Here is a 21,459-nt window from a genome sequence, read left to right as displayed (position 1 = left end):
AAACAAGGCTTTGTAAAAAATGGAAAAATTCAGTTTAAACTGTGTTGAACTACAAGAATATCAACCTAACCGCTACCCTTTTCTCATGATTGACCATGTTGAGGAAGTTATTCCCGGGAAATATGCCAAAGGCTATAAAAATCTAACCATGAATGAGTGGTACTTCCCTGTACACTTTCCTGATGGTCCAAATATGCCTGGCGCCCTGCAACTCGAAGCGTTAGCGCAAATGCTAACGGTCGCGATTACTACTCTTCCCGGCTTAAAGGGTAAAGTAACACATGCCTTGCAACACACCGTGCGCTATAAAAGAGAAGTAAAACCAGGTGAAAAGTTTGAAATTGAAACCGAAGTACTGTCTTGGAAAAGAGGTATTTGTAAAGGCAGGGGCGTGGCGAAGGTTAATGGCGAAATAGCCTGTGAGGCCGATATGATGATTACCATTCCGGAAATCCTCGAGCAATATCTGCCAAGAAAGAAAACTGAGTTATGACCGCTAAAGTAGATATTATTATTGTTGGCTCTGGTGCAAGTGGAGCAGCCGCTGCTTGGCGTCTCAGCCAGGATAGCAACCTATCTATAGTTTGTATTGAGCAAGGTCGCGAATCTAACCCAGCCCAATACCCCACGACCAAAGCGGATTGGGAGCGAGATAAGCAACGGTCAGCGAGTTTTGACCCGAATGTTAGAGCCAACAAGGCTGATTACCCAATTGATAACAGTAATTCCGCTATATCTCTTGCCAATTTTAATGGCTTTGGTGGTAGTACCATCTTATATTCAGGGCACTTTCCGCGCTTTCACCCTTCTGACTTTGCCACATATAAGCTTGATAAGGTTGCAGAGGATTGGCCATTTGACTACCAGACGCTCACTCCTTACTTTAATCAAAATGAAGAGATGATGGGCGTTGCAGGGTTAGTTGGAGATACTGCATACCCTGAATATGAAAACTTATTGCCGCCAGTCGCGATGGGGCGAGGTGCGAAAAAATTGGCTCAAGCTTTTAATCGGCTTGGCTGGCATTGGTGGCCGTCATACAGTGCTATCAATACTAAAAACCACCAAAACCGACCTCCTTGCATAAATTTGGGCCCGTGTAATACCGGGTGTAGTCAAGGTGCCAAAGGCAGCGTTGATATTACTTACTGGCCGCAAGCAAAGTTACAAGGCGTTCAAGTAATGACTGAATGCCGTGTTTTTGATATTCCAGTTGATAAAGAACAAAAAGCAACAGGAGTAAAATATTATGACAAACATGGAGATGAGCAATTTTTAGCCGCATCCCTTGTCATTCTCGCTTGTAGCGGGATAGGTACACCTAGATTACTACTAAATAGTAAATCCGAACTTTTCCCTAATGGGCTATTAAACAACTATGACCTTGTTGGTCGCAATTTGATGCTACATCCACTCGCATATGTCGAAGGTGTATTTGATGAACCACTTGATACAAGCATCGGTCCACAAGGCTGTAGTATTTATTCTCAACAATTTTATGAAACGCAAGAAGATAGAGGCTTTAAACGCGGCTACACATTGCACGTATTAAGGGGCTCTTCAGCAGTAGATAGCGCGTGCTCCGGATACATAACGAGAAGAATACCTCTTGGAAAAAACCATCATCAGGCCTTTTCGCAATATTTTAACCATAATATGGGCATTGCCGTCATTTCTGAGGATTTACCAGATCCTGAAAACCGTATAGAGCTTGATTATTCGAAAACGGATAGGTTTGGTATGCCCGGTATCAAAGTGCACTATTCTCTACATGAAAATACAAAAAAAATGCTCGAGCATGGTATCGAACAAACTAAAAAGTTATTCGCCGAAGCCGGAGCGAAAATTTCAGCAGCTCATTATCCTGTGAAACATGCAGGTTGGCACCTAATGGGAACAACCAAAATGGGAGCAGATAAAACAAATTCAGTGGTCAATGAGCATGGGCAAGCACATGAGGTAAGCAACCTTTTCATCGTCGACAGCAGCGTTTTTATCACATCAGGAGCTGTCAACCCAGTCGCTACCGCCCAAGCTTTAACTCTAAAGTTTTGTGACCACATCAGTAAAAATATAAAGAGTTGGGTAGTATAATGAATTTATCGCAATTTCTAGATGTTATTTTACCTTCAGATACAAGCCTTAATATGCCCTCTGCGACGGATCTGCATATAGATAAGGCTGTAGCAAACCTTTTAGAACCACAGCAAATTGAAGAGTTTTTATTCATTTTGAATAATGTTGCGCAAGAAAAGTTTTCGAACTCATTGTCCTCCCTTGATGAAAAAAGCTACTTACTTTGCATTGAAAAAGCTAAGCGAGTGGATGTTTATTTAGTCAATTATATCGTCCAACAATGTCTTACTGCCTACTACACTCACCCTAGCGTATTAACCAAAATTGGTTCCGGCGCAGTGCCTCCTTTTCCTGACGGGAACTCTTTGGAAAGTGATGACTGGCTGCTGCTTGAGGATGTGTACGAACGTGGGCCTATTTACAGGAAAGTCATATGATACCTTACATTGCAGGGCAACTTGCTAAAAATAAAGTTGCCGTTGTAACTGGCGCAAACAGGGGGATCGGCAAAGCGATTAGCGAGACCTTGTTGGCACATGGTTGCACGGTAATCGCTGCTGTCAGGGACATTGAAACCGCAAAGGCAGGTTTGACACATCAAGATAATCTGCACTTTGTGAAATTAGATCTAAACCATGAAGATAGTGTCAAATCCTCGATAAAAGATATTAGAGCAATTTCTAAAACGGTCGATATATTGATAAATAATGCTGGAGTTGCAATGGGTGGATTGTTTCAAATGACTTCAATGCATGATGTTAAACAACTATTTGAAGTGAATTTGTTCAATCAGTTATTGCTAACTCAGCAGATTTCAAGACTAATGCAGCGACAAAAACAAGGGTGTGTAATCAATATTCTTTCAAGTGCAACGCATCAAATTGATCGCGGTACACTAGCGTACGGAAGTGTCAAATCTGCGTTTGAGCGCGCGAGTCTAAGTATGGCAGTAGAACTTGCAGATAGCGGTATTAGGGTGAATGCTATTGCGCCTGGTGTCACTAGCACCGATATGGCTGAAGAGATGGATGAACAAGCAAGAATAGACTTAGTCGCTAAAAGTTTACTGAAAAAGGCTGCGATACCTCAAGACATTGCAAATACAGCTTTGTTCTTATGTAGTGATTTAGCGACGCACATCACAGGCCAAGTGCTCAACGTTGATGGCGGTTTAATTTAAAGAGGAATGTAATGAGTTATCCAGAATTAACTGAGTTTGCACGTACCATGAGGCAAAAGATACTCGATATTAGCTATCACAGTGGCACATCTACTCATATTGGTGGTGCTCTGTCTATGACTGATGTCATGGCGGTACTCTATGGAAAAGTACTTAATTTTGACGCCCAAGATCCTCACTGGCCAGAACGAGACCGTTTCATCTTAAGTAAGGGCCACGGTGTACTTGGATTTTATCCTGCACTGCTTGGCGCAGGCATCATTTCTCAAGAAGTTTTTGATACCTTTCAACAAAATGGCAGTGATCTAATCGCCCACCCCGTGATGAATCTTGATTTAGGGATTGAGTCCTCTAATGGTAGTTTGGGTCACGGCATATCAATGGCGGTGGGAATCGCTTTCGCGGCTAAAAAACAAGCAAAGCCTTTTCATACCTATACATTAGTTGGTGATGGTGAAACCAATGAAGGCTCCGTATGGGAAGCTGCTATGTTGGCATCCCACCTAAAGCTGGACAACCTAACCGCTATCATAGACTACAACAAACAACAAAATGATGGCTTTGGAAAAGATGTACTTCACATCGACAATATGGCAGAACGATTTCGTGCTTTTGGCTGGCATGTTATTGAAGTTGACGGTCATGATATTGATGCCATTGTTGAAGCTTTTGAAGAAGCTCCTCTAAATAAGCCTAAAGCCATCGTCGCTAATACGATTAAAGGAAAAGGTGTTTCTTTTATGGAAGGCGATAACGCATGGCATCACAATCGTCTAACTAAAACTAATTACGAAGCAGCTGTCGCTGCCCTCAATAATTCAAATAACGAAAGGAGCGACAATGGAAATAACGTCTAAAAGTGCACGTCAGTGGGCAAGACTTGGTCCGAGAGGGGTGTATGGTCAAGCTATTCTTGCCATAGCAGATAAGCACGATGACCTTATGGTAATGTCAGCTGATTTGGCGAGTTCATCTGGGTTAGAACGTTTTCGCACGACCTACCCAGATAAGTTTCTTAATGCTGGTATTGCAGAGCAAAACATGATTGGCGTAGCAGCAGGACTTGCAAAGGAGGGGTACAATGTTTTTGCCTCTTCCTTTTCACCCTTTATCGCCATGCGGGCAAGCGAACAAATTCGAATGAATTTGGGTTACATGGAGCTAAATGTTAAAGCTGTCGCAATCGGTGGTGGGATAAGCATGGGATTTTTGGGGAACTCTCACTTCGGAATCGAAGATATGGCAGTCATGCGTGCTATCCCAAATTTAACCGTTGTGTCCCCTGCAGACTGTGTTGAAGTCGTGAAGTTAGTAGAATCCGCGGCCAGTTTCAAAGGCCCCATGTATATACGCCTCACAGGCACAGCAAACTGTCCAATCGTCTACACAGATGATTATGAATTTGAAATAGGAAAATCAATTCTGCTTAGGGAAGGGGTTGATGTAACTCTTATCGCTTGTGGCTCAATGGTTTACCAGTCTTTGCAGGCCGCCGAATTACTCGCGGAACAAGGAATATCGGCATCCGTCATTAACATGCATACTATCAAGCCTTTGGATGAAGCTAGACTGCAAGAAATCATCGCGAAAGGCAGACCTATTATCACCGTAGAGGAACACTCTAAAATTGGAGGCCTTGGTAGCGCCATTGCTGAATATTTATCGCCTCTGGGCAGTGGTATTCGTCACCTTTCTGTTGCCCTACCCGATGCATACATAAAAACAGGTGATTACGATTATATGCTTGGCGAGCAAGGGTTGGACGCAAAATCAATAGCTCAAAAAGCAGTAACATTTCTCACTAAGTAATTGGATTAAAGATGCAATTTGAACATAATCATCATTCTGTCACTCAAGCGCTTGATAATATCGTATCAGCAGTACAATTGAGCTTTAATCAATGTCAAAGTGATGTATATTGGTTGTCAGTTGATTTTCGCATGCTGATTGCTGCAACAGGTGTAAAGCACACAGAAGCGCACAAAGCGGCAGTGTATATTGTTGATTCATTGGTAGAACAACTCAAACCTAATGAGTCTTTACTTATTTCGTCGTTTTACTTTAGTTTTCCTCACAGTAAAGCGTTTTCTCCCTACAAGAGTGAAGTACAAACCGGTGTTTTTGGTGCAATGTTGTTAGCCCAATATCCGCAACATAGAGTTCAACAACCATTTTATTCCTTTTTAGTTTTTGGTCACGCCTACCCCTCTCTCACACAAAATTATATCGCTAAAAGCACTGGACCCGATTCCATTTTTGAGTGGGTGATAAATAACAACACTCAGCTAATCTGCGTTGGGCATCACTATGTAAAATCACTCTCAAGCATTCACCATGCAGAGCATTGTGCCGATGTTGATTATCGCTACGTCAAAACATTTTCAGGTTCGCTGCTCTTACAAAACACCAAAGAGCAGCACATTGAAACTCAGTTTTATGTTCGAGACCTAGATACCTGTGACTTTTCTTCTTTAACCCATACTGGAGATAGAGCCTTTAGAGAAGCAGCAGTTATTGAATCCCAACTCCTATCCACACTAAAAAGACCTCTTCTCATTCACAGCATCAACCTACTCTGTGCACATGAAATGATGTTGCAAGATCTAAATAGTGGAAATAACCGATATGTTGATTACTATGGACCGATGAAACAAGAGCATGAAGTGATCACCGGCAAGGTAGCAGATAAGCTGTACACCAAAGAGTTAAACGCACTAATTAATACCCAAAGCTGCTGATAATTAATGCCCTTTTACGACCAATAGTTATTTCAGGCTATTGGTCGTAAATCATTCAGCTGACTTAGGTACCGCCATTAAGTGTGGAGAGGCATAACTAAATGTGCCTGCGCAAATTTTTGTACCGTCACACAAAGCAATTACTTCGCCCTTACATATCCCCCTTCTCATAGAAAGTATGGTTGCTTCATAGCGCAACTCCGAGCAAGTGGTCACTGTGACAGCCTTCATCAGTTTAACGTTAATATTGTTTACATAAGCCCGATGTTCTCCGTGCTCAAATGAGTCGTAAATCAGTAGCACCAACGTTTGTAACATACCTTCTATCTGCAATGTGCCCGGCATGACTCCAGATTTTGGTAAATGACATTCAAAAAACCAATCATCAACGGAGATAGACTTTGTCGCGATAGCCGTTTTCCCTTTCTCAATCAACTCGTAATTATCGATCATTAAAAAAGGGGCGGTTATATCCAAAGCGGTAGATATTTGTTCCGCAGTTTTCATCATCATTTAGCTTCCATATCCACTACAACTCTGCCATATATATTCTGCTCCTTAAAGTTTTCAATAGCACAACTGACCCCTGCTAATTTCACTTTTGTGTAGACATCGCAAAGCGCAGAACTTCGCCAAATTGAGGCCAGTTTTATCAGTAGACTTTTTCTACTTTCGACCGAGGTTCCTTCCGCGTTGATACCTATTAGACTGATCCCACGAAGAATAAAAGGTAATACATTTGTCTCAAAATGCGTCCCCGCAACAAGCCCAGTGCTCACAACAATGCCATTCTCTGATACCTGCTTTAAAATACAAGCGAGCACATCTCCACCAGCCACATCAATGACTGCCTGCCACCTTGAAGGCAATAAGTTTTGTGTCGTCTTCACATCTGACGCATTTAAATCAACAATAGCGGTGACCCCTAAATTCTCAAGGAAAACTTTACCGTTTTCCCGAGTTACACTCACTTCAACGTCATAACCAAGATGCTTAAGAAGTAATACTGCGATACTACCAAGACCACCACTAGCTCCAGTTACCAGCACCTTACTAACTGACTTGTCGATACCATGCTTTTCGATTGCTTCAACGGCAAGTGCCGCTGTATACCCAGCGGTTCCATATACCATTACTTCCTCTAGGCACATATTTTCTGGCAATCTTATGAGCCACTCAGCAGGTACGCATATATGCTCTGCAAGGCCGCCCTGATAATTCATCCCCATTGGCGTGCAAAACACAGCTACTCTATCGCCTCTTTTAAAAAGAGCTGAATTTGATTGCTCAACCACCCCACTTGCATCAAGCCCCGGAGTATGAGGGAAGCGGCGAGTCACTGCAGGATTGCCCTGACAGGATAAAATATCTTTATAATTTAAAGAAGAATAGTGCACTTTTACGAGTACTTCAGAACTAGGTAGATGTGTCACTGGCAAGCTTTTAACTCGATATTCAAATTCTCTTGGAGATTTTTTTTCCACTACGAGTGCATTATAGTATTCTGTCATGGCAAGTGTGTTTTAATATATCAAGATACTGACATTCTTTTATAGATGCTATTGATAGTCAACGAATATTCTTTCACAATAATAGTTATTGCTCGTCGTCAAATAGGAACAATAAATGAGTAACTTAGAAAAGTACAATCAGGCCTTTATTACAGCTTTTGACATCACTGAAGCACAGCTCACCGATGACTTCGGCTATCAAGCAATTCCTGAGTGGGACTCAGTCGGTCACATGGGACTCGTTGCAGAATTAGAAGATGCATTTGATATCATGTTAGAAATGGAAGATATCATAGACTTTAGTTCATACGGCGAAGGGAAAAACATACTTAAAAAGTATGATGTTGAAGTTGTATAATAACTAGTTTTAAAAAATGATAGCACAAGCTTAAAGCTTGGCTATCATTCCGTTTCTAAAGCATTTCAAGAACGCTTTGTTGCTCTAATTTACTGATCGCACTTTCCATATCTACTACGCTACAACCCGATAAGTTCGCAATATCTATCGTGTCATGCTTTCCATCACTATAATTGAGTAACATCCTGATATGATTCAACTCTTCTAATTGGCCAACTCTTTCTTTGCTGAAAAAGCTCAATGTCGGGTACAGCCCTCGCTTGCCTAAATTTGGTTCACCATAAGGAAACTTGTTCTCGAACGTTGCTGTCTGCTCCAACGCAATGAGAATCTTCTCAAGTTTGTCGATACTATCCAATATCGGTTTAATCCCCATATTTTCTTTATCGTCTAACGAAGTATGATACTCACTATAACCTGCATGAAAACATCGACTCACGCAACATACTGGAAATTGAAAACCTGGTGAATTGTATTGACGCTCATCTGAACCACTTAATGGGCTGAACGGAATGTTTTGGTGGTGAAAGCCATGTTCATTAAGGTGATATAGCAGTTTATCTAACAATCCATTATCGTTACGACTATGCTTGAATACTAATTCTTCAGGCTCACCACCCATACAGTTAATTACAAGACCTGAAACTAAATTTTCCTTTAAGTAATCGCCCTCTAAATGAAGCAACCCTAAACTACCAATTGTTTCCGGATGCAAAGCAAAGCGATACGAATAACGTCGCTTTGGCCAGCGCTTAATTCGGTGATATAAACCGAGCAGCACCAAAGGCCCACTGATTTCATTATTTGCCATTGATGGATGACATAAATAAGAACTTAGCAGGATTTCCTTTTTTGACTCTCCCTCAAGGACAGTCTGTGCAATATCCAAATGACCATTAACAAATTCACTGTCAATGACCGCTTTATATGTGCCGGGTTTTAACTTATCCCGAGTATTCTGAGATACACAAAACCCCCACCTTTTTTTGTAATAACTGGTCACATATGGAATGGCATTCGGTAACTCAGGAAGACTGTAAAGGTGGTTTTGTAATTCTTCGAGCTCAATCTCACTATTTACAGGCTCAGAGTAATTTACCACTTCTAGATTTAAACGTTTCATATCGGCGACTTTTTGCCCATCCGGATCTAGAAGGTATGCATCATTACAGTGCCACTCTTGTGGAACTGTCCAATCAAACACTGAGGTACCTGTCGGGATAGACTGAACTGTCAAGGGCATATAACGAGAGAAAATATCATAACTCTGACGCAAGCCTGGCCCCGTGATTGAACGCAGTATGGGGAAAAGCTCATCAAAAAGGTCACTATAAAACAACTCTGACTCTTGATATTGCACGTTCTAAACTCCTTATTTCCCGAATATGATACACTTTATTTTTCTAGTGCGTTTATTGTTCTAAATGGATATCGTTGGCACGCCACACATTATTTCCAATAAGATTATCCAATAAAATATAACTCTCAAAAATTACTTATACAACATACTGTTACCTTTTAGTGGTAAAAAGTTACCGTTTTCCTTTGCGTTTAAGCTCTTCCAACCGTTCTCGCTCCGCCAAAATCATCTTTAACATCTGGATGCGAAGCTCCGCTTCTTGCTGTTTAAATTCAGAGAGCTGCTCTTCAAGCACTTCCACTTCATCTACTTTTGTTTGGTCACGGTACTTTTTACTGCCTACGTGTTCGATTAAAGCTTGCTGCTCATCATTAATCGCGTCTGGGTGCTGTTCGACTTTTAAAAATCGCTGTTCTCGGGATTGCATCAGCTTACTAATTCTTTCTTGGAGTTTACGAATTTGCGCTTGAATAAGGTCCATTGCCTTTTCTAAGTTTTCATAATCCTCTTTAAATACAGGGTTATCTTCTTTATAACCTGCTGCTTCATCATCAAGCTCTTTGGAGAGCATCGCGGGTACCTCTTGCTTTTCTTCCGCATCGCTTGGTGATTTCGTCTTTATCTGGTTGGAAGTAACTTGGGCCGAGCCTTGTGATTTCAATTCAGTCTGTTGCTTTAGCGGTGATAAGCTACCTTGATGTATTTGAATATCCATTTTCACTCCTTGGGATAGACACTGTTTGCTATACATATCGGAAAAACCGGATAAAACTTAATTAAATTTACGTTGTGCGTTCCTAATTTCGTTTCCGCTGTCTTCAAACTGACATCAACTCGCGACCAATTTGTCATAAATACCAGCAAAAATACTCGATAAGCTAACTCGGCTAGGAAGTATGTTGGTATAGCCTCTTTTTTTCGCGGGAGCGTTATGGAAAACAAGCAAATTGCGGTGGTAACTGGTGCCTTTGGTGGGATAGGTTCTGCTATTACGAAAACACTCATTGAAAAAGATTTTTTTGTTGTCGCGATAGCAAGCGAAAGGCGTAATGAGGCCGACTTTGATCTATGGCTTAACACGCTACAAATAAACCCAGCGGCAGTAAAACCTTTATTCTTGGATGTGACTAATGCTGAGCAATGCCACACAGCGATGACTCAGGTCTTACAAGAATTTGGGAATATCGATCTACTCGTAAACAACGCCGGGATCACACGCGACTCAGCGTTTAAAAAAATGACCCACGCGCAATGGAGCGAGGTGATCAACACCAATTTAAATTCTCTCTTTAATATGACCAACCCAGTCTTTGCGGCAATGTGCGCAAATAAGCAAGGCCGTATCGTTAATATCTCCAGCGTTAATGGCCTAAAAGGTCAATTTGGGCAGGCTAATTATTCCGCCGCAAAAGCAGGCATGATTGGTTTTACCAAAGCGCTGGCCTATGAAGGTGCAAGAAGCGGTGTCACCGTCAATGCAGTAGCACCAGGCTACACAGAAACGCCTATGGTAAGCGCCATGCGTGAAGACGTATTAAATAGCATAAAAGCACAAGTACCGATGCAACGTTTAGCCACGCCTGACGAAGTTGCAGCTGCGGTTGCTTACTTAGCATCAAAAGCAGCCGGTTACATTACTGGCGAAACCCTGTCGCTCAATGGCGGCCTATATATGCAATAACCTAAATAACCTAAATAACCTCAGGTTAAATACCACCGAGGGAGCGAGCTGTACCTGATGTTCGGTGGTGCTAACTAATCACTATCATCCATTGTGTTAATTTAATCGATAACAAGGAAAAGACCATGTACAGCGATTTATTCAAAACATTCAACGAACAAACTGAGCAATTCTTTGCACCAGCGGTACAGTTTAACCAAATCGTAGCAAAAAACATCGAAGCACTATCTAAAATTCAGCTGCACTCGGCTGAACAGATCACTAAAACATCCATTGAGCAGCTAAAGCAAGCGACTGAAATCAAAGATGCAAAATCTATGATGGATTTTAACGCAAGTCAGTTGAACGCGTTAAACGCTCTAAGCCAACAGATGATCCAAGATGGTCAAAAGCTTTCTCAATTAGGTCAAGAATTTAAAGACAGCTTAGAATCTCTTGGTAAAGAAACGCTAAAAACAGCGAAAGCGCAATAACCTGCAATTTTGGGCGACTTAGGTCGCCTTACCCGTTCAAACAACACAAAGGATCTACCTGTATGGGCACTCAAGCAAATATTGAGCAAGGGTTAACTGCGTGGTGGCAATATAACCAAGAATTGTGGCAGCTCGCAGCGACAAATTTTGGTAAAGAGAATCCATTACAAAATGCATTAAATGAGCAAAACCAAGCCGACTTACAAAGTTGGCTCAGTGCACTCAATCAGCAACCGGAAACCTTTATTAAACAGCAAAATGCGTGGTGGCAAACTCAGTTTGCTATTTTTCAAAACAGTTTTATGCCGCAAACTACCGATGAGAAAGAAGACATTATTAGCCCTGAGCGTGGAGACAAACGCTTTGTAGACCCAGATTGGCAAGAAAATCCTTGGTTTAACTACCTTAAACAAAGCTATCTTTGGTTTGGACAATCACTACAAAACACCATTGAAAATACTCCAGGTCTCGACCCTAAACTTAAAGAGCGATTAGCGTTCTTTGCGAGACAGTCCGTTAATTCAGTATCACCGAGCAACTTTGTTTCAACCAACCCAGAATTACTCAAGCTGACACTAGAAAGTAACGGGCAGAATCTATTCGATGGACTGGCGCGCTTAAAAAAAGATTTAGCCAAAAGTACTGAAATGCTCCGAGTCAGCATGACCAATGAAAATGCCTATACACTTGGAGAAGACCTAGCTTGTACACCGGGTAGAGTGGTATTCCAAAACCACTTGTTTGAATTGATCCAATATCACCCGACTACGGAGCAAGTGCACAAGACTCCCCTGCTTATCGTGCCGCCATGTGTTAATAAATACTATATTTTGGACTTGAGAGCAGATAACTCGATGGTTAAATGGGCACTTGAACAAGGGTATACCGTGCTAATGATGTCATGGAAAAACCCAGATCCAAGCATGGCAAATATTGCGTTTGACGACTATGTCGTCGACGGTGTGTTATGTGCTTTAGAGCAAACAGAAAAACAAACAGGCGAAACGCAAATCCATACTGTGGGTTATTGTATCGGCGGTACTCTACTCACCACATGTATGGCCTATATTGCTGCTAAGCGCATCAAACAAAGAGTAAAAAGTGCAACCTTGCTGACCACAATTTTAGATTTCTCTCAGCCAGGTGAACTTGGCGCATTTATCAATGAGCCCACCATTAATGCGCTAGAACAGTATAATAATCAAAATGGCGTGATGTCAGGGCATCTGCTCGGTACTTCTTTTAGTATGCTGAGAGAAAACAGCTTGTATTGGAATTACTTCGTTAATAACTACCTCAAAGGCAAAGCGCCCGCCGACTTAGATTTACTCTACTGGAATAGTGATAGTACAAATCTAACAGCGGCCTGCCACAACTTTATTTTACGAGACTTATATCTCAATAATCAGCTTATTGAAGACAAGTCTGTCAGTATTCGTGGCACTAAAATTGACCTCAGTAAAGTAAAGCAACCTGTCTACTTTCTCTCTACTCGTGACGATCATATTGCGCTGTGGCAAGGCACTTTTGAGGGCGCCAAAAGACTCAGCAGCCCGCTCACCTTTGTGCTTGGGGAGTCAGGTCACATTGCTGGTGTGGTCAACCCGCCAAGTGCAAACAAATATGGTTATTGGTTTGATGGACAAGACCAAGAAAACCCCGCCCAGTGGCTTGCTTCGGCAAAGCATGAAAGCGGCTCCTGGTGGTCGCATTGGGCGCAGTGGTTACATCAAATAAATCCAGAGCAAGTTCCAGCCCGTGCCGCGCAAAGTGATGAACAACCGGGGATTTACGATGCCCCCGGAGAATACGTCAAACAGAGTATTTAGGAAACTTACAATCAATTAGAGGCAAGCAATCTTGCTTCTAATATTTCCCGTTATTGACACATTCTATGCATTCGGTCAGTCTAGGACACAAAAATATAGGGAAATAACATGATTGGATTTCTTATACTTGTTGCGGCGTTCGTAGCCTTTGTTGGCGTATTACAATATCAAAAAGTAAAAACGACGGCACGTAGACGTAGTTTTATTCAAGATTACGACCTCACACATTTAAGACCCAAACTTAGCCGCCATTATCCAGAGCTTACTAATGAGCAACTGACACAAGTTGAGTTAGGTCTTAAGCAGTTTTTTCAAGCGAACTTATTGCTCGAAGATCAATCCTTAGCTATGCCCTCTCGGGTTGTCGATGCGCTGTGGCATGAATTTATTTTACACACCCAAGAGTATCACTCCTTTTGCTACGAGGCCTTTGACCGTTTCTTACATCATTGTCCATCTGAGGCAATGAAAGGGAAAAACAAAGCTCAACTTAGTCTACGTAAAACATGGCTAGCCTGCTGTAGCATCGAGCGCATATCCCCGCGAAGACCAGCTGCTTTACCTATATTATTCGCACTGGATGCCTTACTTAATATCCCAAATGGCTATTACTACTCGGCAACCGATTTTCGAGAGCCCATTACCAAAGGCGATTCCAGCACTACAACCTATGCTGGACACATCGGGTGTACGTCAATGGACAGTGGCGACAGCAGCACCTCTTCCTCAAGCTCTTCAAACTCAAGTTGTAGTAGTGGCTCAAGTTGTGGCAGCGGCTGTAGTAGTTAAACACTAAGTATTTCTAGGATGCGGCCTTTTACATTCGTTAACGTTAAGGCCTTATATTAGCGCTAAAGATTAGCTACTATTTGTACCGGTTTAACTAGTTTCTTTTGGTGATCCGGTGCCTATTTTCAACAAACATTACAGCCTGCTATTTTCAGCCTTACTGATGTCGGGATGCCACCAGCTGGGCGAAGGTCAATCTTTGTGGAGAATCGCCTCAGAAGGCATCATTTTTGATGGGCAGCTGCAAACGCACCTATCAGCTCCCTCAATTCAATGTGAACAGTGTGAAATCAAACGTCAGACCGATATGCGCCCTTCCGGTCCTGCGGATTACACATTAGTGTCGGAAAACCACAAACTCAAAGCGATTTGGGGTAAAAGTAGCAATGCCGCTTTATATATTCCAAATAACGCCGGAAGAACCTTAATAAACTTGGCTCCGGATACGGAAACTGGTGTCTGGATCATGGACTTAGATAGTACACCAAAGCCACTTAAAGTCGGCAAAGTAAATTATGTGATGCTTGGCGCTGACACTTACCAAGTAGTGATCAGTCCAAATTCACAGCGCACAAACTTCGAGTACGCTGTACTTGTGAAATAGCATTTATTGTGCTTCTAAAATCGTTACTGCATCCGGTTTGAGCCTAACTAGATTCATTCCCTCAGTGACTTTGCTTGCATCAAACACTTCACCGTTTTCATGTGCTCTATGAGCCAAATAACGCTTCGTTTTCTCAATGTCTAACTCGAACTGCTCGAGTACTCCAGTCGCATAGGCTTGCTTTCCAATGGCAGACATTGGAAAAACCATATCGCCATCCCGTACCTTTACGTTTATTTCCTCGCCGTTATCTACTTTCAGTGTCATCCAACAACCGCGTTTTTTACACACCTTGACCACTTCACCCGACAGCGTGATCTGACTCCCCACAAACTGCTCAGTATTTTTCAATACGTCTTTGGCCGCAACGAGCTTACTCATGTCTGCACCACCACCAAACTGGGTATCACTTGCATAAGATATAGTGCTAAGCAATGCCAACATCAGCAGCAACCTATTTTGTAATTTCATAAAACCTCCTTCTCAAAAATTACAGCCAGTATAAACAAAAATGCCGACTTAAAGTCGGCATTTTCAACATCATTTGGTTTTTTGCTCGTTATAGTTTTTTCAGCTTCATATCAGTGCCAAATACAAGGCCATGATCTGCAACATCCATACTAAACTCAAGCACCATATTTTGCTGTAAAACTGCATCCATACTATCAGTTATAGTGAGATCTGTCGCTTTTGCCGCTTCTAACATTGGTGCTAAAAACGCTTGCACATCCATACTAAAATGCGTCATGCCATTGGTTTCTAGCGCTTGGTTTGCCATTTTCTCAGCAATAATTGTCGCCTTTTCACCCGTAAACAACACTAAGTGATCGCCTTTAACCGCCAACTTGATATCCATACCCAATGGCTGTGGAGATGGAATGTACTGGTTAATTGAAACCGGAGTACCATCTTCTGGGATTTGAATTTGACCCAGCATAGGTGCAAGGCCTTTTATCGTATTAACAAGTACTAAAGGATCTTCGGCAGACAATGTGACTAGCGCATCAAACGTTTTAGGTTCCGGCGTGCCTTGGTCGTTTGGCTCCATAACAAGATCAAAAACGGACGCACTCACGCCTTTAACCGAGTTCGCCATGCCTGTCATCATCGCAATAGCCATTGGACTGTTTTGTTTCGCTTGCTGCTGTAGTGCAACGAGTTCAGAGCACTTGAATTCAGCTTTAGTAAAGCGGCCCCAAAGGGTGTTTACAAGCGGCGCAACTTTTGCAACATCAACACCATAGCCAAACCCTAGTACTTTCTCTTCACCGTTGGTGACGTGCGCAGGAATAAAGCCACGGATCGACCCAAGCGCTTTCATCAGTTCAGCATCTTTACCCACCACAACAGTATCAACTTCAAAGTCGATTGCGGAATTTGTAAATTTGATATTCTTGGTACCCAATACCGTTGCAGGCCACAGGTTGGCGATTTCACTGTAGTCCGCCTGACACTCAGGAGCACGTACCGCTGCTAATTTCTCAGTACCACCACCTAGCTGCAATAGGTTATCTAACATACGAGTCAAATCAGACTGCTTATTTGCAGTAATGCCATCGACGATAGCCACATGGTTCAGAAACGCAATTGACGAACCATCAAAACCAAACTGCGTATTGTATTGCTCAAGCTTGCCAGATTGCGCCAGTGACTGGGCTGGTTTGGCAATACCCAAAGCAACTTTTAAATCCGCTTCAGTATTAATTGGCGTGTTAAATGTCGTCGTTACCCATTGACCCTGCACGGATGTGATAAGCTCAATTTTAGCTTCTGGCGCGAACTCAAGCTGATAACGCGTTAATGCGACGCCATCAAGCGTATCTTCTTGGTATGTAATTTCGGCATCTTTTGCAGCCATTTTTATTGTGCGCTGAAAAGCTTCAGGATCTGCAAGCTCATAACGCAGCGTCGGTAACAAACCAACGGTGTAGAATACACTTCTAACTGTCTCACCCATACCTAAGATAGCTTTCATTTGCTCAGAGGATGTCATCGCTAGATTGTACTGCTCTAATAACGTCGCCAGAAAATTCAGATGTTTGTCATTTTCTTTTCTAAGCAGCCCAGTTGCTTCTTCAAGGTTTTGTACTTTTCTAAGCGCTTCAGGCATAAAAGATAAATATTTTTGCTGCTCAAAAGGCGTTAATTGCCCCCAAAATACAGCGGTATCAGCCGGAACGTATTCCAGTTGCTCCATCGCAATGCTTGAAGAAGATGATTGAGTGGTTACATAAGCACCAACGGCAATAGCCACCGCACCTAAGCCAACGAGAAGTTTTGTATTCATAATTGATTCCTTGTTATCACCACGGCACATAGCCAAACACGTGGTAAATTTATTCTTCCCTACGAACCGCAACGATTGCGCGCGTCAGAGGTCGTTGCATAAAGACAATTGCATGTCCAAAAATGCAGCGGTATTGTACCTCGATTATTGTCTCAATTCCATTAATTGTGAATGGTCAAGCTACTTTCAATATTCGGTCAGTTTTAAAATGAGCTTGATCGTTACACCAATAACCACCAAGCTCTCATTTACAGGATTATTGACTTTCTGCTTGTAGAGTCAACCCTGAAAAAGCGGCGTAACCATAGAGCCCAATATGCCAAGTTCCCGCATTTGGATTGGTGATTGTGCACGTTTCATTATTGCCATTTTCATAAGGCCGACATTCGTAGGTATTACTATTTGGTTGTTGACCAAAACGCAGATATAAATCAGCATCTCCAGTACCACCCGATGCCTTGACTTGCAGGCTCTGTGTCCCCTGTGCCACGTCAAAAGTATAATACTGCCACTGACCTTTACTGGCGGATTGATCCAACCATTGCTGGCTATTGCCTTGATCTGGAGGAGTGTCAGTATAAACCGTAGCCGTTAGCGCAACGCCTGAATAACTCTCATAGCCATCAAGCATGACATAGTAACGACCTGTTTGTACTGGAGTAATCGTACAGACTTCATTATTACCTGATTTATAGGGTCGACAATCGTAGTTTTGTTTCGTTGGCTCCGCATTAAAGCGCACATACATATCTACATCCCCACTGCCGCCCGCCGTTTCAACTTTTAGCTGCGTCGCTCCTGCTGGCACATCAATGTAATAAAGTGTCTGAGAAGACTTAGCACCAGTGACATTCGCTTGTGTTTGACCACTGATAAGTTCAATTGCAGCTGGCGGCTCAACAATGGGGGTTTCTATCACAGATAGATTATTGCTTGCTTTGATCAGATTCAGTTCATCACCAATTTCGGCGGCATACCACCATGTCATATTCATAGGTAACGCGAGCGGATCGGCATCTCGCTGCGCCTTAGATAAGGCAGTTGCATTGCTTGAAAACTCAGCAGTTCGAACAGTAAGCTTATCATTTGTCACACTCAACACTTTAAACTGTTGAATACTCGCAAGGTCGATAGTCCAGCTTTTTGGATCATTGGCGCTTCTCGCCGGTGCACCCCAGCTTCCCTCACCCACATAAACGGTACCGCCTTGGGTCGTTGCAGTAAAGCCATTGCTGGTAGGCGTTAGTGCGTAAGTCAGTTTATTGATATGAGTATCGGACTCTACCACTAAGTTCATCGCATTATTATAGAAGTCTTGTGCCCACCAAGTGTGTAATATGGTGTTGTCTGACTTACCTGAATAGTGAGGATACATCGGCTTGTGATACTGAGCGATACGCCACGTTGCGCTGTTGCCCTGAGACTGTAAGTCGCTTTTCAGCCAATTGTTCATCGCTGTGGCATAGCTCGACCAGCCACTATTTTTAAATTGGCTATTTAAGGTATAAACCCTTAACAGCCCCGCCACGTTAAAAGCACCATAGGTATCTTTTGCTGTACACGCACCATCTTGGTCATAATCTACGCCAAATACTTCGCATAGCGTTTTGTAGTTATCGTCTTCGTGATTGCCATGTGTTGCTACAAATGGATAAATTCGCTTGTATGCAAGGCCATCAATCAAATCATCCGAAAAGGTTAATTGCCAATCTTTTAAGTATTCACGCATTTCAGAAACGGAGTTTGCATTGGTGTAATCGCCACCATGCATAATAAATAGCGGTCGAATTTTAGCGATCAACTCATTGCCTTTACGGCGTGTTGTCCAACCCGTGCGCGTATCACCACCAGCTACAGCAGTGATCCCTGATGCCGTTTGCGGCGCAGTTCTGAACCACAAACGCTGACCGCAACCTTGTGAATCACAAACACGATAATAAACCGCACTATCTGGGGCTAAGCCGGTTAATTTCACAAATGAACTTGAGAGGCCCCCGTCAAAGGTATGCGTTGCGCTGACCGCAGCACTTTGCCAGCTCTGCTCATCCGTTGTGCTGCCATATTTAACAATATGATTAGTGCCTGACGTGGGTGTAAATCCTATTGTTGCTGAAGTGCTTGGACTGGTGTCCCACACAAGACGATGGTAGTCACTCGCAGCAAAACTGCTACAAGATAGACCAGCTGCAACCACAAAAGTTGCCATTTGAGTATATTTCATTTCCTTGGTTCCTAGTTTAGAGTAACAGGCTCAACACGACTTTGAGCCAATGAGAGTGATGTTGACGGCGTAGCCACCAACATGACAAATGCGGCGTTTGCATATGGGAGCGAAAGCGTCTCGGCAGATTGAAAATTCACAGCCGTTGCTCCTAACTTTTCACGCTTAAACGACTTGGGTAACGGCACGCTGGCCTCACTACTCCAATAGTCACCATTTTTAATGTGTGGGAAAAAATCACTTGCGATATGGGGTTGTCCGGGACTATTTGGTGTTTGAATTAAAGAGCGCAGCTCATCAGGTGTAGGTAAGCGCCACTCGGCACTACCACATAATGAAGCTTGGTTGGTTTTACGGATCAGATCTTGGCTATCGCAGTGGGATGCTTCGAAATAACAATCACCTTGATCAGCATGACCAAATTGACCGTCATACCAAGAGTAACTCCAATAGCCATCGTGAATAGACTCATCATCTCGTTTTACTTCCCAAAGCAGATTAAGCTTTTTGTCATAGACACAATGCCAAGGGCCCTGCCATACAGACAAAAATTGCATGTCATTGGTCACTTTAATAAAGCGTGCATGAGTTGGAATTTCTCGCTCAGGGGCGCTGAATAACAAGTAGCTAATCGCCACAGTGGCAATCGCTAAACTAAGTATTAAACGTGAGGCAACGGTCATAGCATATACCTCAATTGAATCGCTCTGTGGTGACGAGTATGCGCAATTTGTGCGTGATCAAATGCGGAGACCCACATGCAAACACCAGAGCGTAGTTCAACATCAAGGGGAGAATGCGTTTGGTGTTTACGTACCAGCTCTAGCGTCCAATAACCATCGTGCCACTCTCCCCTAGCCCTAACATCGGCTCTATCTCCCTCAAAACGATTTGAACGGTACAACACGGACGGGAGCTGTTCGCCAATTTTCGCCATGTCTCGTTGTGGGTTGTAGGTTTCGCTGGCAAACCAATCAAGGACTTTGCGCTCAGTGATATCTGGCGATGGGATTGGCATTCGCTTTGGCGTAACCTCAGTCGGTGAGTACCAGCGCCAGTTCATCACATAAGCACCGCTTTCTTTGCCATCAGGTTGATACCCTGCGGTGTAGCGTCTTTGCCCAAGTGCAACGCTTTGAGGCGGCCCAAAAAAATTATCATCGGCCAAGTACATGTCATTGGTTCTCAGCGCTTTCCAGTGCCATAAATCTCGCGTGCGGCCGTCCGTACTTGCATGATAGCCCTTGCCATGCCAGTTACGGGGCTTGCCTGCAAGCGGCGCATCGCCGTATTGAACGGTGCCATCACCTCCTAGTTCACAGGTTGTCGATAGCATGATGGCAAACTTATCTTCGTAATAAGTGCGCTCGTCAAAGCGATAAAAGCCATTTTCTTGTACTTGCCAACCGTCCGAGGTTTTTTCCAGCGGCAGATGCTCTAGGCTTTCGGTCGGATCTTGCCAGCGGATCAGAAAGAAGGTTTCATCATGGTTGCTCAACGCTTTTATTTCGACCTCGCTACTCCCATCCAAGAAGTTTGCACCACCAAATGTAGTTAATTTAATAGGCTTAGCACGCAACCATTGTGGCTCGTCTCCTTTACCGTCTATTTCAACGTGGCTTTGCCTTGATAGCGGCGCAACTTCTAACCGTAAATGCTGATCTGCAACAATAAGCTGTATGCCAAGGCCGCAAAAATACACCAGAGCAATACTGCAACTGAGTAAAATAAGCGCATTTCGGGGCAATAATACGCTCAGTACTTGCTTGCCCTTAAACACCGTGTGCTTTATGCCATGTAACACCAAATACAAAAAAATGGCTGTCGCTGATAACCCATGAATCACTAAACTTAGACTCTCTGGATTGAGCCAAAGTAACCATCCTGTGACTATACTCAGCACGATAACCAGATACCCAAAGTAGTTAACGGCTTTATCAAACTTACTTGGTGCGCCACGAAACGGTGCGCGAATGGTTGCCACAGTAAAAACAATCGCAATCAAGGTGAGTAAGCAACCAAATAACACATGCATTGACAGCAACGCGCCTTGTGGAAGCAAAGGCGAAAGAAACGCCAGAAAATCATGATTGATAATGCCCAAGCGAGGGCCAGTCAGTAACCCAACCAAGATAACTATTACCGCCATAACATGAAAAATGGCAAAACTACTTCGACGCACAACCGCTCCCAAATAAATAAAGTAAATTTAGTGTAAACAAATAAATTTACATAAATATTTCATATTTGGAAAGATGAGACTTTCTCATCTTGTGAATTAGCGACACGTGTAATGTCGTGTAACTTGATTGTTAATTAGTTTGTACTAAGGTAGTTGATACTTCCACCGTC

The 21,459-nt window shown here is 42.9% G+C and carries 22 protein-coding genes; 13 read left to right on the top strand and 9 right to left on the bottom strand.

Annotation, left to right across the window (positions count from 1 at the left end; translation table 11 throughout):
• The first annotated feature begins 19 nt into the window (after positions 1–19).
• Genes fabZ through MHN30_RS01600 form a run of 7 tightly spaced genes read left to right on the top strand, consistent with a single transcriptional unit; the run spans position 20 to position 5,994 of the window.
• The gene (fabZ, locus tag MHN30_RS01630) at positions 20–493 is read left to right on the top strand and encodes a 3-hydroxyacyl-ACP dehydratase FabZ (protein WP_045989177.1); all 474 of its coding nucleotides are present in this window, start codon (positions 20–22) and stop codon (positions 491–493) included.
• A complete protein-coding gene (locus MHN30_RS01625; protein WP_222241123.1) occupies positions 490–2,094 on the top strand; it encodes a GMC family oxidoreductase in 1,605 nt (534 codons plus the stop codon). Before fabZ ends, MHN30_RS01625 begins: the two co-directional genes overlap by 4 nt.
• Positions 2,094–2,513, top strand: coding sequence for a gluconate 2-dehydrogenase subunit 3 family protein (locus tag MHN30_RS01620; RefSeq protein WP_239357477.1), 420 nt, complete (start codon positions 2,094–2,096; stop codon positions 2,511–2,513). Before MHN30_RS01625 ends, MHN30_RS01620 begins: the two co-directional genes overlap by 1 nt.
• On the top strand, positions 2,510–3,256 hold the full coding sequence (locus MHN30_RS01615) for an SDR family oxidoreductase (RefSeq protein ID WP_239357475.1): 747 nt from the start codon (positions 2,510–2,512) through the stop codon (positions 3,254–3,256). The genes MHN30_RS01620 and MHN30_RS01615 overlap by 4 nt, the downstream gene beginning before the upstream one ends.
• An 11-nt stretch (positions 3,257–3,267) precedes the next feature.
• Entirely contained in the window at positions 3,268–4,113 is an 846-nt protein-coding gene (locus MHN30_RS01610) for a transketolase (RefSeq protein WP_222241126.1), read from the top strand.
• A complete protein-coding gene (locus tag MHN30_RS01605) occupies positions 4,097–5,065 on the top strand; it encodes a transketolase C-terminal domain-containing protein (protein ID WP_222241127.1) in 969 nt (322 codons plus the stop codon). Before MHN30_RS01610 ends, MHN30_RS01605 begins: the two co-directional genes overlap by 17 nt.
• Positions 5,066–5,076: 11 nt before the next feature.
• On the top strand, positions 5,077–5,994 hold the full coding sequence (locus MHN30_RS01600) for an AAC(3) family N-acetyltransferase (RefSeq protein ID WP_045989171.1): 918 nt from the start codon (positions 5,077–5,079) through the stop codon (positions 5,992–5,994).
• 51 nt (positions 5,995–6,045) lie between these two features.
• Here the strand turns inward: MHN30_RS01600 and MHN30_RS01595 are convergent, their stop codons facing one another.
• Complete coding sequence (locus tag MHN30_RS01595; protein WP_239357473.1) at positions 6,046–6,507, bottom strand: FabA/FabZ family ACP-dehydratase; 462 nt, start codon at positions 6,505–6,507, stop codon at positions 6,046–6,048.
• The gene (locus tag MHN30_RS01590; protein ID WP_239357471.1) at positions 6,504–7,478 is read right to left on the bottom strand and encodes a YhdH/YhfP family quinone oxidoreductase; all 975 of its coding nucleotides are present in this window, start codon (positions 7,476–7,478) and stop codon (positions 6,504–6,506) included. Before MHN30_RS01590 ends, MHN30_RS01595 begins: the two co-directional genes overlap by 4 nt.
• A 142-nt stretch (positions 7,479–7,620) precedes the next feature.
• On the opposite strand from MHN30_RS01590, the gene MHN30_RS01585 reads away from it, so the two are divergent.
• On the top strand, positions 7,621–7,863 hold the full coding sequence (locus MHN30_RS01585; protein ID WP_039496786.1) for an acyl carrier protein: 243 nt from the start codon (positions 7,621–7,623) through the stop codon (positions 7,861–7,863).
• A 55-nt stretch (positions 7,864–7,918) separates the two neighbouring features.
• Here MHN30_RS01585 and MHN30_RS01580 read toward each other — a convergent pair whose 3' ends face one another.
• Both MHN30_RS01580 and MHN30_RS01575 read right to left on the bottom strand, forming a co-directional pair.
• Positions 7,919–9,223: a DUF4910 domain-containing protein gene (locus tag MHN30_RS01580; protein WP_045989169.1), complete on the bottom strand. Its 1,305-nt coding sequence runs from the start codon at positions 9,221–9,223 to the stop codon at positions 7,919–7,921.
• Positions 9,224–9,395: 172 nt separating this feature from the next.
• Positions 9,396–9,938 carry a hypothetical protein gene (locus tag MHN30_RS01575; RefSeq protein WP_130163643.1) on the bottom strand — a complete coding sequence of 181 codons (543 nt, stop codon included), beginning with the start codon at positions 9,936–9,938 and terminating at the stop codon, positions 9,396–9,398.
• Between the two features lie 216 nt (positions 9,939–10,154).
• On the opposite strand from MHN30_RS01575, the gene MHN30_RS01570 reads away from it, so the two are divergent.
• The 5 genes from MHN30_RS01570 to MHN30_RS01550 all read left to right on the top strand — a co-directional run bounded on the left by MHN30_RS01570 (position 10,155) and on the right by MHN30_RS01550 (position 14,599).
• Positions 10,155–10,904, top strand: a complete 750-nt coding sequence (locus tag MHN30_RS01570; protein WP_039496779.1) for an SDR family oxidoreductase — start codon at positions 10,155–10,157, stop codon at positions 10,902–10,904.
• A 125-nt stretch (positions 10,905–11,029) separates the two neighbouring features.
• Positions 11,030–11,377: a phasin family protein gene (locus MHN30_RS01565; protein WP_017216260.1), complete on the top strand. Its 348-nt coding sequence runs from the start codon at positions 11,030–11,032 to the stop codon at positions 11,375–11,377.
• A 62-nt stretch (positions 11,378–11,439) separates the two neighbouring features.
• Positions 11,440–13,206: a class I poly(R)-hydroxyalkanoic acid synthase gene (gene phaC / locus MHN30_RS01560; protein ID WP_239357469.1), complete on the top strand. Its 1,767-nt coding sequence runs from the start codon at positions 11,440–11,442 to the stop codon at positions 13,204–13,206.
• Positions 13,207–13,314: 108 nt separating this feature from the next.
• Positions 13,315–13,995, top strand: coding sequence for a hypothetical protein (locus MHN30_RS01555; RefSeq protein WP_045988373.1), 681 nt, complete (start codon positions 13,315–13,317; stop codon positions 13,993–13,995).
• Between the two features lie 115 nt (positions 13,996–14,110).
• Positions 14,111–14,599 (top strand): hypothetical protein, encoded by a 489-nt coding sequence (locus tag MHN30_RS01550; RefSeq protein WP_017216263.1) that lies wholly within the window; start codon positions 14,111–14,113, stop codon positions 14,597–14,599.
• 3 nt (positions 14,600–14,602) lie between these two features.
• Here MHN30_RS01550 and MHN30_RS01545 read toward each other — a convergent pair whose 3' ends face one another.
• The 5 genes from MHN30_RS01545 to MHN30_RS01525 all read right to left on the bottom strand — a co-directional run bounded on the left by MHN30_RS01545 (position 14,603) and on the right by MHN30_RS01525 (position 21,289).
• Positions 14,603–15,070: a DUF4920 domain-containing protein gene (locus tag MHN30_RS01545; protein WP_239357453.1), complete on the bottom strand. Its 468-nt coding sequence runs from the start codon at positions 15,068–15,070 to the stop codon at positions 14,603–14,605.
• An 88-nt stretch (positions 15,071–15,158) separates the two neighbouring features.
• Positions 15,159–16,886, bottom strand: a complete 1,728-nt coding sequence (locus MHN30_RS01540) for a hypothetical protein (RefSeq protein ID WP_239357451.1) — start codon at positions 16,884–16,886, stop codon at positions 15,159–15,161.
• Between the two features lie 256 nt (positions 16,887–17,142).
• Positions 17,143–19,107: a pre-peptidase C-terminal domain-containing protein gene (locus MHN30_RS01535; RefSeq protein ID WP_239357449.1), complete on the bottom strand. Its 1,965-nt coding sequence runs from the start codon at positions 19,105–19,107 to the stop codon at positions 17,143–17,145.
• Between the two features lie 11 nt (positions 19,108–19,118).
• Positions 19,119–19,790: a DUF1566 domain-containing protein gene (locus tag MHN30_RS01530; RefSeq protein ID WP_239357435.1), complete on the bottom strand. Its 672-nt coding sequence runs from the start codon at positions 19,788–19,790 to the stop codon at positions 19,119–19,121.
• Positions 19,787–21,289 (bottom strand): ethylbenzene dehydrogenase-related protein, encoded by a 1,503-nt coding sequence (locus tag MHN30_RS01525; protein WP_239357423.1) that lies wholly within the window; start codon positions 21,287–21,289, stop codon positions 19,787–19,789. Before MHN30_RS01525 ends, MHN30_RS01530 begins: the two co-directional genes overlap by 4 nt.
• Positions 21,290–21,459: the final 170 nt, after the last annotated feature.

This window comes from Pseudoalteromonas sp. OF7H-1, from assembly GCF_022347825.1.
GTDB classification, from domain to species: domain Bacteria; phylum Pseudomonadota; class Gammaproteobacteria; order Enterobacterales; family Alteromonadaceae; genus Pseudoalteromonas; species Pseudoalteromonas maricaloris.
Note: the sequence above shows the minus strand (reverse complement) of the source record. Positions and strands in the feature narration are given on the sequence as shown.